The organism is Luteibacter sp. Sphag1AF, from assembly GCF_014192715.1.
Taxonomy (GTDB): domain Bacteria; phylum Pseudomonadota; class Gammaproteobacteria; order Xanthomonadales; family Rhodanobacteraceae; genus Luteibacter.
Genome location: NZ_JACHYH010000002.1, coordinates 307,094 through 321,442, shown reverse-complemented (window position 1 = coordinate 321,442; position 14,349 = coordinate 307,094). Strand labels below are relative to the sequence as shown.

General features: G+C 61.0%; 13 protein-coding genes and 1 pseudogene. 2 read left to right on the top strand and 12 right to left on the bottom strand.

The window, feature by feature from the left end; translation table 11 throughout:
• Nucleotides 1-13 precede the first annotated feature (13 nt).
• The 12 genes and pseudogenes from FHW69_RS08450 to FHW69_RS08395 all read right to left on the bottom strand — a co-directional run.
• Nucleotides 14-496 (bottom strand): DUF4189 domain-containing protein, encoded by a 483-nt coding sequence (locus FHW69_RS08450; RefSeq protein ID WP_183422601.1) that lies wholly within the window; start codon nt 494-496, stop codon nt 14-16.
• Entirely contained in the window at nt 493-1,638 is a 1,146-nt protein-coding gene (locus FHW69_RS08445) for a type IV secretion system protein (RefSeq protein ID WP_183422805.1), read from the bottom strand. The genes FHW69_RS08450 and FHW69_RS08445 overlap by 4 nt, the downstream gene beginning before the upstream one ends.
• A 138-nt stretch (nt 1,639-1,776) precedes the next feature.
• Nucleotides 1,777-2,667 (bottom strand): hypothetical protein, encoded by an 891-nt coding sequence (locus FHW69_RS08440; RefSeq protein WP_183422600.1) that lies wholly within the window; start codon nt 2,665-2,667, stop codon nt 1,777-1,779.
• 28 nt (nt 2,668-2,695) lie between these two features.
• Entirely contained in the window at nt 2,696-5,164 is a 2,469-nt protein-coding gene (locus FHW69_RS08435) for a VirB4 family type IV secretion/conjugal transfer ATPase (RefSeq protein WP_183422599.1), read from the bottom strand.
• A 66-nt stretch (nt 5,165-5,230) separates the two neighbouring features.
• Complete coding sequence (locus FHW69_RS08430) at nt 5,231-5,536, bottom strand: VirB3 family type IV secretion system protein (protein WP_183422598.1); 306 nt, start codon at nt 5,534-5,536, stop codon at nt 5,231-5,233.
• Entirely contained in the window at nt 5,529-5,972 is a 444-nt protein-coding gene (locus tag FHW69_RS08425) for a TrbC/VirB2 family protein (protein WP_183422597.1), read from the bottom strand. The genes FHW69_RS08430 and FHW69_RS08425 overlap by 8 nt, the downstream gene beginning before the upstream one ends.
• A gap of 214 nt (nt 5,973-6,186) precedes the next feature.
• A complete protein-coding gene (locus FHW69_RS08420) occupies nt 6,187-7,212 on the bottom strand; it encodes a lytic transglycosylase domain-containing protein (protein ID WP_183422596.1) in 1,026 nt (341 codons plus the stop codon).
• 42 nt (nt 7,213-7,254) lie between these two features.
• Nucleotides 7,255-8,295: a P-type DNA transfer ATPase VirB11 gene (gene virB11, locus FHW69_RS08415; RefSeq protein ID WP_183422595.1), complete on the bottom strand. Its 1,041-nt coding sequence runs from the start codon at nt 8,293-8,295 to the stop codon at nt 7,255-7,257.
• Between the two features lie 18 nt (nt 8,296-8,313).
• On the bottom strand, nt 8,314-9,615 hold the full coding sequence (locus tag FHW69_RS08410) for a TrbI/VirB10 family protein (protein WP_183422594.1): 1,302 nt from the start codon (nt 9,613-9,615) through the stop codon (nt 8,314-8,316).
• On the bottom strand, nt 9,612-10,370 hold the full coding sequence (locus tag FHW69_RS08405; protein WP_183422593.1) for a TrbG/VirB9 family P-type conjugative transfer protein: 759 nt from the start codon (nt 10,368-10,370) through the stop codon (nt 9,612-9,614). The genes FHW69_RS08410 and FHW69_RS08405 overlap by 4 nt, the downstream gene beginning before the upstream one ends.
• Complete coding sequence (locus FHW69_RS08400) at nt 10,370-11,380, bottom strand: type IV secretion system protein (RefSeq protein ID WP_183422592.1); 1,011 nt, start codon at nt 11,378-11,380, stop codon at nt 10,370-10,372. The genes FHW69_RS08405 and FHW69_RS08400 overlap by 1 nt, the downstream gene beginning before the upstream one ends.
• A gap of 217 nt (nt 11,381-11,597) precedes the next feature.
• Nucleotides 11,598-11,936: pseudogene (locus tag FHW69_RS08395) on the bottom strand (hypothetical protein); the annotation flags it as partial.
• 711 nt (nt 11,937-12,647) lie between these two features.
• Here FHW69_RS08395 and FHW69_RS08390 point away from each other — a divergent pair.
• Nucleotides 12,648-13,172: a CinA family protein gene (locus FHW69_RS08390; protein ID WP_183422591.1), complete on the top strand. Its 525-nt coding sequence runs from the start codon at nt 12,648-12,650 to the stop codon at nt 13,170-13,172.
• A gap of 95 nt (nt 13,173-13,267) precedes the next feature.
• Nucleotides 13,268-14,305 carry a recombinase RecA gene (gene recA, locus FHW69_RS08385; RefSeq protein WP_183422590.1) on the top strand — a complete coding sequence of 346 codons (1,038 nt, stop codon included), beginning with the start codon at nt 13,268-13,270 and terminating at the stop codon, nt 14,303-14,305.
• Nucleotides 14,306-14,349 lie beyond the last annotated feature (44 nt).

The following is a 14,349-nucleotide window of genomic DNA, read 5'->3' as shown; positions in this document are numbered from 1 at the left end:
TACAAGGGTGCGCCTAGCGCACTTTTACGGGAAGACTGCACTTGCTGTAGATGACTTTGCAGCCGCTGCCAGGACACGCCGCAAGCGCCATCGACTCCGCCTTTTCAAGCGTTACTGCATGCGCCTTTCCAAAAGGCCCACCCTCAGGATTCTGTGCCACGGCAGCGCATTGGTTGAAGTAAGAAAGAATGATTTCGCAATTGCTGCCGCCGTTGCTCTCGCAAACGCGCCGCGCGGTATTTTCGGCGTTCGATTGGCTTTCCTCATCAGCTGCCGTGCCGCTTCTTGCTGTGTTCAGATCAACGGCAATGGCGCCCCAACGGCTCGCCCACACAGGCTCCGGTTGAGCTGGAGCCGCCTGTGAGTAAGGAGAGTTGCTCTGGCCGGGCGGAATGCAGCCCGGATTTCCGGCGGAAGGAATGCCAGGAGCACATTGAGACCACGCGACCGGTGTGTACATTGCTGCCAATGCGATCAGGATATGGACGGGCTTCATGCCGTGGATTCACCGGGGCGCGATACATTTGTTTTCGTCGTGTCATTAAGTGCCAGAGACGAAGCGTTCATGTTGTTGAGCCCGGACAAGTTGTGGTTGGGCGTCGTTGTGCTTCTGGAACCGTCCTCCTTGTTTCCGCCACCACCTCCGCCGCCACCGACACCCCCACCGCCCGACGGAGGAATGCCTCGGGCAAGCGATTGTGCGTCGCGTGCACCGGCGCCATGGGCGCCAATGTTGCCGAACGACGAGTACGAGGCGAACTGGCCGAGGGTGCCCTGGAAGAAGGCGGCTGCCATTGGGGGAGCCATGACGATCAGGGTTGACAGGATAAGACCGAGGCCACCCTGCTGCATCGCCATGCTGTTGATGCCATCGGTGGACCCGATACCCCCTACATTGGGCAGCGTTAGCAGATATTTCACGGCAAAGGCGGCGGTGATGGCAGCCATCATCTTCATGGCGATGCTGACCATGGTTGTGAGTACCGCGAGCGAAAACACGGTTCCTATACCGTAGAGCAGCCACTTGCTGAACAGGCTCTTGGTCTGCTCAAAGAGCAGACACATGATGAAAATGGGGCCGAAGCCCACAAACAGGGCAAGGGCGATCTTGTTGAGCAGCAGCATGGAGCCGGCGATCACGCTGGGCCCGGCAATGCCGATGCCGGTAAACCAGCGATCGCGGTCCTTGGACGCCTGCGCGGCATCGTTGCCGCCGGTATCAATGGCGTCGATGGTTGCCATGGCCGCTTCCATGCCGGCCAGATTCTTGTCGATGGACGTGAATGGGTTGGAATCACCCGTGATATAGCTTGAGATGGTGCTGGACACGCCGTCAGTCAGCGTCCAGTAGATGGACGATGACGAGTACGCTGCCGACGTGGCGACGAAGATGATCAGGGTTGCTTTGAGCGCGTCGCCGACCAACACCATCATGGGCTGGCGCGACTGGCCGGTGACGATACGAAAACCCTGGAACATGATCCAGACGGTAAGCACGGAGACGGCTACGAAGCCGATGATCGTCGCCGCGTTGGTCAGCAACTTCCACTGCATGATGTCAATTTCGTTCCGGAGGAACTTGTTGATGGAGTAGAAGAAGACGAACTGTGAGGCGGCATCCAGAGGATCGCCTGCCATGGCAATAGCAGAGTGGCCAAAATGGCCCGAGGTCATGTCCAGCATGGCACGGTGTTCCTCATTACGTGAAACGGCGAGACGTCAGCCCCGGCGCAGGCGGGGTGCATTCCCACTGGAAGAGAGACGACGAAACGCATGTCACCAGCTGCTCGAGTCGGTGATGGAGAGGCGCTGCATGCCAGACGGAGCCGACGTCGCCACTCCATCAAGCGCGGCACCAAGGGCCATGCCCGTCGTCAGGCCGCTGATGGCCTGGCCGATGTCGATGGAACCAATGCCTGGAATGCTGATGCTGCCCAGGCTATCGGTTGTCTTGCCGGTGGCGGCCGCGTTGGCTGCCAGCGTCTGCGTCTGGCGCAGGTAGCGGAGGTTGGCCTCATAGGCATAGTTCACTGCGAGCATCTGCTGATGATCCAGCGCGATGAGGTTGTAGAGCGCGGTGAGCTTGTTGGTGTTGTTTTCCAGCATCGCGAACTGATTCGGGCCGCTGCTGTTGATCTTCTCGCGCTCCTTCAGGAGGTCACGCAGCATCGTGTCGCGCGTCTTGCTGGTTTCGTACACCGTCAGCATGTACTGGTATTGCGAGTTCTCGATATCCACGATTTTCTGGCAGGTAGCCTGTTGCGGCTGGGCAACGCTCTTGCAGCGCGAGCCATCGTCGAGCTTGGCGCTGCTGGCAGCCGTAGGCAGATTGACCGTCGGATCGGCCATCCGGGTACCGGGCTGCGTATTCAGATAGTTGTCATCGGCCAGGGTCAGCTTCTGATCAATGTGATACAGGTTGGCGTTGACCGTGTTGTTGCCGCCACTGCCCTGATTGCCGATGGCATCGCGCATGTTGGCCGTGTTGGTCTTGATCTCGCCCGTGTTGTCCTTGATGGCGCTGGTGTTGCTGGTCACCTGAGAATCGGTGACCTCCCACTGGGCGTGGGCATTGGGCACCACGGCGCAGAACAGCAGCAGGGAAGCGACGGCGCCGACGAAGCGGCGGGCGACAGGCGAGATGTTGATGAGTGTCATTGTCTTCATGGGATTCTCCATCTTCATGGCGAACGGGTCAGACCGCGGCCGAACGGGTCGGCTGTGCAGATTGAGTAGGCTTGGTGGGCTTCTTTCCGCTGCCCTTGCGATTCTCGTAGAACGCTTCCAGCCACTGTTCCGGGCGAAGATCGTCGGCTGGTACGCCTTCGGCCGCTGCGCGTTCGCGCAGAATGTCGTGCATGATTTCGATGTTGTCGGTGGACGCGGAGATCACGGCCAGCGAGTCGTCCATGCCGCGCAGGTTGAGCTGGCACACCGATGACGCATGGCCCTGCTTTACGAGGAAGCAGCGCGAGCGCTCGTCGAGGCTGACCACCACCTGATACTCCGCTTCCGTCAGCTTCAGGCCTTCGATGTAGTCTTCGCGGCTTGCGTTCGGGTTGGGCAGCAGGATCATCGTGGCGGTCTGTTCGATCAGTGCCGCTGCGATGTCGCTGGCCAGCGCGTCTTCCGGGCTCTGCGTGGCGAAGATGCCCAGACCATTCTGCTTACGGATGGTTTTCTGCTTGTTCTTGGCGAACTCTTTGAGGCCGCCCTTGCCGTCCAGGATTTTCCAGAACTCATCCATCACGTAGATGAGCGGGCGACCGTCGATCAGCGCTTCGAGGCGGTGAAGCAGGTAGTTGATGACCGGGGCGCGTACTTCGGGGTTGTCGATGATGTCGGTGTAGTCGAAGCCGATGATGTTCGCGCGGCTCAGGTCGACGGTATCGCGCGGGTTGTCGAACACCCAGCCCAGCGAGTTGCCAGCCGTCCATCGGCGCATGCGGATGAACAGGCCATCGTCGCCCAGGTTCGGCAGGCTCTTCTGGAAGTTGGTCATGTTGCGCAGGTGCATCGGGGTGTCGAGGATGTTCTCCACGGCACGGAAGATGTCTTCTTCTTCGCGCGAGCTGTAGACGCTCTTGCCTGCCAGCACCTTCACCAGATCTGCCAGGAACTGCACGTTGGCTTCGTTGCGCTCGCACTGGAACGGGTTGAAGCCGGTGGGCTGTCCGTTTTCCAGGGCCAGGTAGTTGCCGCCGCATGCGCGCACGAAGATCTCCGCACCGCGATCCTTGTCGAAGAAGAAGATCGTGGGGGACGGCGTCAGCTTCTGCACCTGGCTCAGCAGGAAGTTGATGAGCGCGGTTTTACCGGTACCGGATTTGCCGATGACCATGGTGTTGGCGATCGCCTTCTCACCCAGCGAGTTCTCGGCGGGGTGGGTGGCGTGGAAATTGAAATAGTACGGCTGACCGTTGGTGGTCTGCAGCGTGGTGACGCAATCGCCCCAGGGATTGTTTTCCTTCTTGCCCGTGGCGAAATTGTGCAGCGGCGACAGGCCAAGGAAATTCAGCGAACTGACGTTGGCAATGCGCGTGCGGTACTTCCAGTTTCCAGGGAACTGCGAGTAGAACGCAGCGGTGACGGCGAGGTCTTCCTTGGTCGACACGAAGCCGGCGTTGGAAAGCTCCGCGCGGGTTGCTGCGATCTGCTGCGACAGCTGTTCCTGGCTGGCGGCGTAGATCGCGATGCAGAAGTGGTACGAGCCGAGCACGAAGTTGCCCGAAGCCAGGTGATCCATTGCCTGGTCCAGCTCGATGATCTGGCTGACGGCCTTGTCACCCGAGGAAATCATCATGCCCTTGGTGCGTTCCAGCGCCTTGAGTGCGTCCTGGCGACCCATCGGGCTGAAGGAGTGTGTGATGACGTATTCGAAGTCCAGATACTTCAGGCCATTGAGGATGCCCGGGTAGGTGCCTTCGGTGTATTCCTTGATGTTGAGGATGGCGCCAAAGTGGTTCACGCCGGTGGGCGTGGTCAGCACGAAGTCGCCCGTCTTGGACGAGAAGCGCTGGCGGCTGACCGGCAGGTAGCTATGCACGGGTGCATCCAGCACCGGCACGGGCTCGTCAATGCGGTTGAGCAGATACCCGTAGAACTCCAGGGTCTCTGAGAACACCACGCCGTTGGATGCCTCGTACATGCCAAGACGATACGGCGCGTAATCCTTGAGCACGGCCTCGACGTTGCCGGCCAGTTCGAGAATGGTGGCAATCGCCTGGGTCTGCTCGGCCTGGAGCTGGCTGACGTCGGCCGATTTCTCCGAGAAGCGCTTGCCGGCGACCACCGGGCGATAAATCATCGTCAGGTACAGCTCGTTCTGCATCAGCTTCTGTGCCGACAGCGCGTCGTAGTACGCGTCGGACATCGTCTGGTTGAACTTCTGGTTGAAGTGGCTCTTGTTCTTGATCTGGCGCCGACGACGCACGTCATGAACCCAGAAGGCCACGTTCACGAAATCGGGAGCACGCAGCGTCTGCAGCATGCGGTTGAACGTGTTGTGGCGGTGTTCGAGATCCCATTCCTCACGGCCCACGAAGGGCAGGCCTCCCAGCCGCCATACAAGCACGAAGTCGCCGCCGGTCGTTTTCAGAACAGTGGGCGATACGTGGGTGGAGAGTGAAAGAAACTCGCCAATGGGTGCGTCTGGAGTAAACATGGTTATCGATACCGTATGGATCGCAAAAAAGGCCCTGGCACGAATGCCAGGGCATCTATCAGTCTCTTACGCTTTCTTCTGTGGCTCACGATAGGAGTTTGGCGTGAACACCCACATCCCATCGTGCTGCTGAATATTCCGAACACGCGTGCGGAACTGCAGGCGCAGGCCCAGCAGGCGGAAAATCAGTTCGTCGGAACGCGCCATCTGACGCATCACGAAAACCGAAATCGGAATGAGCAGCAGGAACCACATGTTGAAGTACATCGCCATCAGCAAGCCGCTGCCCGCGCCCACGAAGAAGGGCACATAAGGCACCCCCATGAACATGGGCGGGCGGGTGCAGCCGCGAAACAGCGCGTTCTTATGCATACAGGTGCAGGAACTGAGCAGCCGTGTGCAGGTGATCGAAGATCATCGTGGTCGCGCCGCTGGTGGACGTGCAGGCCTTGGCAGCGCCACCGCTACCGCCGACGACCATGGTGGCGACCTGAGCTGCCGCACCGATCAGCACGCCGCCGATGAGAGCCGGAGCCACGTCAGCAATGCGCTTGTGAGCGAAGGCGATCTGGTAGCCGGAGAAGATCACGGCGATGGTCACGACGACGATCGAGGCAGCGTTCAGAAGCGAGTTGATGTTCTGGAAGAAGCCGCAGACCTTCGTGGACGTCTCGCCCACGCCCACTTCGGGATCGGCGAGCACGAGGCCGGGAAGCATGATGGCTACCATCATGGCGAAGAAGGCAACCTTTCGCGACAGCGAGGTCTGGGACGAAACGTTGGAGTCGTTGAGGAAGGGCAGGGCCATCTCGTTATTTCCTTGAGTTAACGGTTCAACATGATGCGGCTGTCGGCTGACGGCCGCGCTGAGGAAGGCTGTGCGTGACGCAGCCTGGTTCACTTTCGACTCGCTGCGGCATGATGCCGAAGCGATATTGCGGCCCGAAGGCCATCGCGACAGGCGCCGGGGCGCACTGGCAGACACGGTAAGACCGGCACGTGAAAACACATGGCCGGCAAGATCAGAAAACAAAGGCGTCATCGCGCGCTCCCCTGCGGAGGTCGGCCTGATCGCCGGCCGGTGCCTGCACCATTTGCGGAGCGGCCACGCCTGTATTGACGGGCATGGCTGCAACGGGGGCGTTGGCGGGAGCCACAGGATCATTCGGGCCGCGAACCTGCGGCACGAATACTTCCGAACCCAGCGTGCCAGCCATGGTTGGCTGGTTCGCGAGGGCGGAAGCTGCCTGCGCTATCGGCCCGATGGTCTGCGCGGCAACGGCTGCCGCGGCGGGACTCATGGGTGTGTTCTGTATCTGTCCCATGGGCATGCTGAGGGGCATGCCTGGCTGGGCCATTGCCATGGCGGACGGCGCCACAGGCATCTGCGCGGTGGGCAGCCCTGCGTCGGTCGTGCTGCCATTACTGGCAGAAGGAGCCATGGCGACGGCTATCGTGGCGGATGCGGCGGCGTCCAGGACGCTGCGCATGGCCACGCGGTAGGCCGCGTTGTCGGTGGTGAGGGTAGTGACCTGTCTGGCATTGCGTGAGCCCACGCCGGGCGCTGCGCTGACCAGTTGCAGAGGAATGGGCGAGGCGTTGCCGATGGCAGCCTGACGGCTCATCGAGTCGAACACCTTCTTCACGTAACCGTCCTGATAGCCGGTGGTGAAGTTGCCGGAGTAGTAACAGCTGAAGGATTTGCCCCAGTCGCCGCCAGCGCTTGCATAGCACTGGGCAAGGATCTTCGAGCCCGCCTGAAGATTGGGGCAGACGTCGAAAGCCTTCTCGTACGAGTCGAGTCCGAACTTGCTGAGGTTGGCGCGATTGACCTGCGCGACACCCAGGGAATAGTTGTAGCCCTTCTCTTCGAGCATGCGCACGGTGGCGACAGCCTCGTCGAGGTTGTTGGGCTGACGGACCAGCTGCGCGCCGACGACGCCAATCGCAAACGGGTTGCGGCTGGACTCGACTTCGACGACGTGCTGCATCACCTCGGCCGGTACGGCAAGGTTGGGGCACGCTAACATTTCCATTCCTGGTAGCACCTTTACAACTCCTGTCTTCCTGACCGGCATAGCCGGTCGTCGTTACCCTGCGGTCGGAGCGAAAGCCCGGCCAGGGTTGAAATCAATACCGGTGATGTAGCGGCGCCCGGCATGCGCCTTGATATGGACGACGATGTCGATGGTCATCATCAACAGTCGTTTGATCGTCGCGAACTCAAGTCCTGAGCCCTCGGTTGAAGCTTTCACCATCAGCGCAAGCTGGTCCCAGGTCTGCTCGATGCTGCCGGCGTGACAGCTTGTGATCGAACCCGGGTGGCCGGATGCGCAGTTACGGATGAAATAGAACGATTCGTCACCGCGAAGCTCGGCCAGGATGATCCGATCCGGCTTCATGCGCAGACAGGCCTCCATGCAGCTTTTCGCGGTGACGTTACTGGCGCTCTGTCCACCTTTTGAGTAGAGCAGGTGCACCACGTTGGGTTGATCTATGAAAAGCTCCCTGGCGTCTTCGATGGTCACCAGACGTTCGTCGTCCGGAATGTGGTGGACCAGCGACTTCATGAAAGTGGTTTTACCGCTGCCGGTGGCTCCTGCAACGACGATGTTTTTCTTGCTGAGCACTGCCTTGCGGAAGAAGTCGGCATAGCGGCGCTGTCCACGAAGATCCAGCAGTTCGCGGTCGTGCTCGCTGATGACATTGGCGTCCTCGACGATCTGGTCGAAGAAGCCGTCTTCCTGGTATTGCGCCAACGTTTTGGTCTGTTTGGACGGCAGGCGGATCGTGATCGACACATGGCCCGCTTCGCAGGCCGGGGGGATCACGAACTGCGCACGCTGTCCGGTCGGGAAGGTTAGCGACACCACCGGATCCACGTCCGTGATGCGCTGCCCGGTATTGCTTTCGTTCACCACGGCGGTGCAGAACTGGCGAGCGCGCTCGAAGGTGAGCGAAGGCACTTCCACGCGGCGCCAGGCGCCGCGGCTTTCCAGATACAGCTCGCCGGGCTTGTTGATGCAGATTTCCGTGACGTCGGGCGACGCCATGAAATCCCGGACTCCCAGTACTTCGTACTGGTATTCCAGAAATTCATTCGGAACATCTGCAACAGTAGCGTCGGACATGCTCAAAAAATTTCCCTGTCAGTAACGTGCGACGACACCGCTGAAATCAACGTCTTTTGCGACGTAGATGGCAAGCACGGTGCCCTGGTTGATCGTGACAGTAGCCGGTCGATTGGCTGCGCGCTGCACGGCCTGGTTCGCAAGCATCTGCATGGTGGAAGCGGTGTTGCTTTCAAACGGAGTCTGCGTCACCACGCCATTGCTGACGGTGGTGTTCTTCGGACCATGCTCGGCAGCCTCGTACTTGAATGCATCGCTGAGCATGCTGATGAGCAGGGCGGCGCCGATACGGCTGCCCCAGTGCGCGTTGTAGTAGCCCGGATGGCCGGCACCGCCCAGCGTGTCCACGCCGGGGCTGGCCATGCTCACGTCGATGCCGGTGGGCGTCACGATGCGGTCCCAGATCACCGCGACGCGCGGGCCATTGGGTTCGCTTTCGTATCGGCCAAGCACCTTGGAGCCCTTGGGCAACAGCAGGCGCTTGCCGGTAAACGAATACACCGGTTCGGTCACCACGCAGGACGTGAAGCCCGGGATGTCCGTGATGATGCGGGTTTCAAGCACGCAGCGGATAAATGTGCCGCGCAGCATCAGGGTGTCCGGGTGCGTCAGCGGTTCGGCGCTGGACACTTCCGGCAGGGGCTTCTGGCCGTAGGCCGAATTGACCGGCACACCGTTGTTGGGAAGCATGCCGCCCGGACCCATGCCGCCGGGGCCGCCCATCATGCCGCCATAGGCGCCGCCCGGAGCCTGCATGCCGCCCGGCGCTGCACCCTGGCCGCCGCCAGCGTACTGCTGACCGCCACCACCGGCTTCCGCTTCCATGATGCGACGCTCAACGAGCGACGGCCCGCGGGGTTGCTGCGGCATGGTGAGCGGACGCTTCTGCGCATCGGTGGGAAGCGGCGGAGGCGGAGCGAGCGGGATGGCCTGCGCCTGCTGCGACACGCGCGGCAGGGGAGGCGGAAGAGCCGTCGGTGCCTCGGGGACACTGACCGTTTCTTCGCGGGGCTTCTGCGGCGCTTCGGTTTTCGACTCGCCGCTTTTCAACATCCAGAAAGCAGCGAACAGAAGCAACGCAACGATGCCCGCGAGAAAGCCCAGCGCACGACGGTTCATCCGGCGCAGGTCGTTCGACGAAGCCAGCTGGGGCGCGCCGGCATCCAGATCGGGCGCCTCGGACTGGCGCTGCTGCGCCGAGTACGGATTGTTTGCCAGCGGATCAGGCTGCTGCGGCTGCTGCGGCGCCGTGTTTTCGTACGGCGAGGTGTGGCCGTTTGCGGCTTCGTCGTCCGGGTGATTGGGCGTATTCGAGCTCACTTTTTGGTATTCCTTCGCAGACCCACAACGTTGTTGTCATGCCGGATGACAAGGAATGGATACGTGCCATGGACAACAATGGTGTTGCCCTCGACTGTCGTATTCACTACCGAGTCTTCACCGTGCTCGCGCTCGCGCATGTACACCGTGGGGAAATTTCCGGTCGGGAACTGCTTCAGGTCACTCATTTTGATATAGGTGAACTGGCCGTCGTCGTAAACATTGACCGGTACGAGCCACGGCGCAGTCTTGCGGCGCATGGCGAAGTCGTAATTGAAGTTGTAGTCGCGGCCCTTCACCAGTGACGTGTCGAGCTCTGCCGTCTTGGCGACCTTCTTCTGCTCGCTGACAAAACTGGTGTCAGATGGGTAGGTGAACTGGATCTTGTACTGCACGCCGGCGCGGCGCGCCTGATCCAGGGTCTTCCAGTCGGTGGCGACGACTTTGAGCTCGAAGATGTAGGAGTGAGTGGCGGTACGAATCATCATGTTCGTATCGACGTCCACGTTCTTCGGCTTCACATAGAAGACGTTGTCGCGACGGGTCAGATCCCAGCCACTGCTGAAGCCAGTGCTGTAGTCGAGGATCTTTTCGTTCGGGCTGAGCTCGATCTGCGTGGTGATGCCCAGGCCGGCGCGCACCTGATAGATGTGATCGGGCTGATACTCGTACGGCTGCACCACCTGCGCGGTGGCCGCGCCGGTGGCAGCGAGGCCAAGCACGCAGGCGAGGCCAACCTTAGTCAAGCGATTCATCAACGACGCCCTCCGTTGGCGGCGCCACGCGGCGCAGTAGCAGGTGCGGTGGGAGCCTGGGCGCCCGGTGCAGCGGTCGGTGCGGGTGCTGCTGCCGGATACGTGGGCGCAGCTGGTGCCTGACCCTGCGCGGCGGCAGGGTAGCCGGAGTCATTGGGAATCGGCGAAGCCGGTACGCCCGTCTGTGCCTGAGCGTCTGGCGCGCCGGTGCCCGGGGCGTCCATCGCATCCGGGTCAAGCCCGGCGGCAGCGCTGGAATCGCGCGCGGGGGCCACTTCTTCCGGCGGGGCCGTACCGTAATCGTTGTCGACGCGGTAGTCGCTGACCTGGAAGCCGAGCGGATTTTCAACCCGGTACTGGTCATCCATCTTGAGGTTCGGCTTGTAGGAGAACGCCATCGTGGCGATCTTCGAATCCATCGGCGTGGTCATGCCGGTGGTCTTGTTGTACAGGCTGCGCTGGAAGCGAACCGTGGCACCCTTCGGCGCCGTGCCGTCACCGCCGCCGATCAGCACGATGCTCAGGATGCGAACACGGATGGCCTGCGTACGACCGTAGGTCTTGTACGGGCTGTTCGGGTTGGTCGACGAGTGCAGATTGGTGTACGCGGCCGCGACGTTGGGCGACGACATCGTGAGCACCGTGGCCCAGTCGCGCAAGTTGATCATGGCCACATCGTAGGACTCGCGGGCGAGCACGAAATGGGTGATGTTGCTGCGGTTGATGGCTTCGCTGGCGCTGATACGGCGGTTGACCACGTCATCGGTGACCCGCGACACCGAGCTGGTGCCCGTGTAGGCATCAGCCATGACGATGTACGGCACCTTTTCCTTCAGGGGCAGCATGTAGAAGTAGCCGCCCACGAGGATGAGCGACATGATGACGGACGCACCGGCGACCATCCAGGCGCGCTTCTCGCTGCGCCGGGCAAGATCGGCAACGGTCAGCTCGAAATTCACAGACTTCGAGATGGCGGCGTCGATATTCGGACTGGATTTCTTGTTGCGCATTAGCGAGTGCCCGCCTTAGTCGTCACGACGCATGTTCCTGTGCTGATCATTTGGCGTCCTGCGTCGTAGTCGAGCCGGCTTTACCAAGGGTGGGCGTTGAATCTGCGGAAGGTGTGGCAGCAACCGGCGCGCTTGCGGGCGCAGCAGCGGGTGCCGACACATCGGCGGCGGTCGGCTGTACGGCGCTGGCCGATTCGACACGGATTTCCCGGCCGATGACTGACACCGAAACGCCCTGGGTCGCGTAGATCGAGCTCAGTTCGGCAGCGGCCTCACGGGCGTCAGGCGTGTGAATCTCCGACACGCGCTTATAAAGAGTGAAATCGGACAGCAGGCGATAGGACAGGGTCATGCCCGAGTCGTCCGCCCAGCGCGTAAGCATCGTCTTGAGCGTGCCATCCATCGGCGACGCATAAAACGTATAGGCGACCGAAAGCGGGATTTCCGCCGGCGTGTCCTGAAAGCGATTAACCGGCTTCCACGAGCCGCCAAAGTCCCTGGCGGGTGGAGTGCCACATCCTGTTAGCGCTAACGTTATTATCAGCGCGAGCCCCATCAGGGCACGATTCAGTAAAGATCTCTTCACGTGATACTCGTAAGTCGATGAATGCAATGAAATACCAACCGCATTTTGTCGCACGCACCATAAGACGCGCACACAAGTGCGTCAGCGCTTAAGTAATAAGCGCTAAAAGAGTTTCTGGCCGTTTGGGCCACCATGATTCTGGATGGTTGTGAAGCTGTGGAGTCGGCGCCGCCCCGCGATGCATGTCGCCCCACGCCTTGCACCGGGAAAGCCTTGCAGGCTCCGGTCTCTAGCAATGTTCTGTCTCATGCAGACTTCCTGTCCGGGCGATCCCTCCGCCCGTGCCAGCCCATTCAACAGAGCATCGACGCAAAAGGGAGCAAGCCCAGGCGGAATTCGCCTGCTCTTTCTCCTAACAATTTGCCGATTTTGTGCCCTGTCCCCGCGCTTTAAGTCGCGCCCTGTTCCCGCAGGGGAAAAATAACCGAACAAGTTTCCGTTGGCTAGTGCGAATTCGGTAAATTTGTGTGATCCATCTCACGCAACCACTCTTTTAAATATGTAATGGGACTGTCGTAAATCATAATGTGAAGGCCGCATATACAAATGTGAATACATTGCATATTAAGTAGAGTGCGCGCTTGTTGCGTTGCGGCAGTCAAGTCTTGGCGGGTGGGTGGCGTCGGAGTAGAACGGAACGCTTTGATCCGTATCCTTACATCGACTGTTCGCGGAGTACGCATGTCGCACGCATCCATTCCTACAGACGCCGACCTCCTGGCGCTGGCCTCCGACGTGGCCGCTGCCGCACTGCGCCAGCGCGTCATGGTCGCCACGGCGGAGTCCTGCACGGGTGGCTGGATCGCCAAGACGCTGACCGACCTTGCCGGCAGCTCGGCCTGGTTTGAGGCTGGCGTCGTTACTTACAGCTATAGCGCAAAGGAGGCCCTGCTCGGGGTCAATCCGCGGACGCTGGAGGAGAAGGGCGCGGTCAGCGAAGCGGTCGCCGTGGAAATGGTGTCCGGCGCGCTGGCCCGTTATGGCGCGGGCATTGCGGTGGCCGTCACCGGTATCGCAGGGCCCACCGGCGGCACGCCGGGCAAGCCGGTCGGCACCGTGTGGATCGGCTGGAAGCGGCGCGGGGGCTACGCGCACGCGGAGCGTTTTCTCTTCGATGGCGACCGTGAGGCCGTCCGCCGACAGACCGTGGCCGCCGCATTGGCTGGAATGAGCAGAGAGCTCGATAACTGGGCGGGCGCCTCTTGACGCATGTGGCAAACTGATCAACTGACGGATCGCAGTCCCTGAGACGGCGGCCGGGCAAGATACCTCCCTACATAAACGCTATTGGAAGAACCACGATGGACGACAACAAGCGCAAGGCGCTCGCAAGTGCCCTCGGCCAGATCGAGAAGCAGTTCGGCAAGGGTGCGGTCATGCGCCTTGGTGATCGCGTGGATGACACCATCGACACGGTTTCGACCGGTTCGCTGGGCCTGGATATCGCGCTGGGCATCGGCGGTCTTCCGCGTGGCCGTGTGGTCGAAATCTATGGTCCGGAATCCTCCGGTAAAACGACTCTGACGCTTCAGGTCATCGCATCGTGCCAGCGTGCCGGTGGCACCGCTGCGTTTGTGGATGCCGAGCACGCGCTTGATCCTACTTACGCTGAAAAGCTGGGCGTGAACGTTGCCGACCTTCTGGTCAGCCAGCCAGATACCGGCGAGCAGGCACTGGAGATTGCCGACATGCTCGTGCGTTCGGGCGCCGTGGACGTCGTGGTGGTCGACTCGGTAGCCGCTCTGACACCGAAGGCGGAAATCGAAGGCGAGATGGGCGACTCCCACGTCGGCCTGCATGCCCGCCTCATGAGCCAGGCGCTGCGCAAGCTCACCGCCAATATCAAGAAGTCCAATTGCCTGGTCATCTTCATCAACCAGATTCGCATGAAGATCGGCGTGATGTTCGGTAGCCCGGAAACCACCACCGGCGGTAATGCGCTGAAGTTCTATGCCTCCGTGCGCCTGGACATCCGCCGGATTGGCGCGGTGAAGCGGGGCGAGGAAATCATCGGTTCGGAAACCCGCGTCAAGGTGGTAAAGAACAAGGTCGCACCGCCGTTCCGCCAGACCGAGTTTGAAATCCTGTACGGCGAAGGTACTTCGCGCGAAGGCGAGATCATCGAGCTGGGTGTGCGTGAAAACCTGATCGACAAGTCAGGTGCCTGGTACAGCTACAAGGGTGATCGCATTGGCCAGGGCAAGGAAAACGTCCGCCAGTTCCTGCGTGACAATCCGGCCATCACCAACGAAGTGGACGCCGAACTGCGCGCCCGCCTGCTGGTGAAGGCAGGCCCGAAGTCCGCGGACGCGGAAGCCGACGCGCTGGAAGAAGTCTGAGTCGATGCGGGGCATTGATACTTCCCCGGTGGCATCGCCATCGG

What these genes read in the sequence shown, in the direction of transcription:
- FHW69_RS08435 (WP_183422599.1), bottom strand. Translation starts at nt 5,164, where the DNA reads ATGTTTACTCCAGACGCACCCATTGGCGAGTTTCTTTCACTCTCCACC.
- FHW69_RS08405 (WP_183422593.1), bottom strand. Translation starts at nt 10,370, where the DNA reads ATGAATCGCTTGACTAAGGTTGGCCTCGCCTGCGTGCTTGGCCTCGCT.
- FHW69_RS08425 (WP_183422597.1), bottom strand. Translation starts at nt 5,972, where the DNA reads ATGGCCCTGCCCTTCCTCAACGACTCCAACGTTTCGTCCCAGACCTCG.
- FHW69_RS08445 (WP_183422805.1), bottom strand. Translation starts at nt 1,638, where the DNA reads ATGGCAGGCGATCCTCTGGATGCCGCCTCACAGTTCGTCTTCTTCTAC.
- FHW69_RS08390 (WP_183422591.1), top strand. Translation starts at nt 12,648, where the DNA reads ATGTCGCACGCATCCATTCCTACAGACGCCGACCTCCTGGCGCTGGCC.
- FHW69_RS08430 (WP_183422598.1), bottom strand. Translation starts at nt 5,536, where the DNA reads ATGCATAAGAACGCGCTGTTTCGCGGCTGCACCCGCCCGCCCATGTTC.
- recA (WP_183422590.1), top strand. Translation starts at nt 13,268, where the DNA reads ATGGACGACAACAAGCGCAAGGCGCTCGCAAGTGCCCTCGGCCAGATC.
- FHW69_RS08450 (WP_183422601.1), bottom strand. Translation starts at nt 496, where the DNA reads ATGAAGCCCGTCCATATCCTGATCGCATTGGCAGCAATGTACACACCG.
- virB11 (WP_183422595.1), bottom strand. Translation starts at nt 8,295, where the DNA reads ATGTCCGACGCTACTGTTGCAGATGTTCCGAATGAATTTCTGGAATAC.
- FHW69_RS08400 (WP_183422592.1), bottom strand. Translation starts at nt 11,380, where the DNA reads ATGCGCAACAAGAAATCCAGTCCGAATATCGACGCCGCCATCTCGAAG.
- FHW69_RS08440 (WP_183422600.1), bottom strand. Translation starts at nt 2,667, where the DNA reads ATGAAGACAATGACACTCATCAACATCTCGCCTGTCGCCCGCCGCTTC.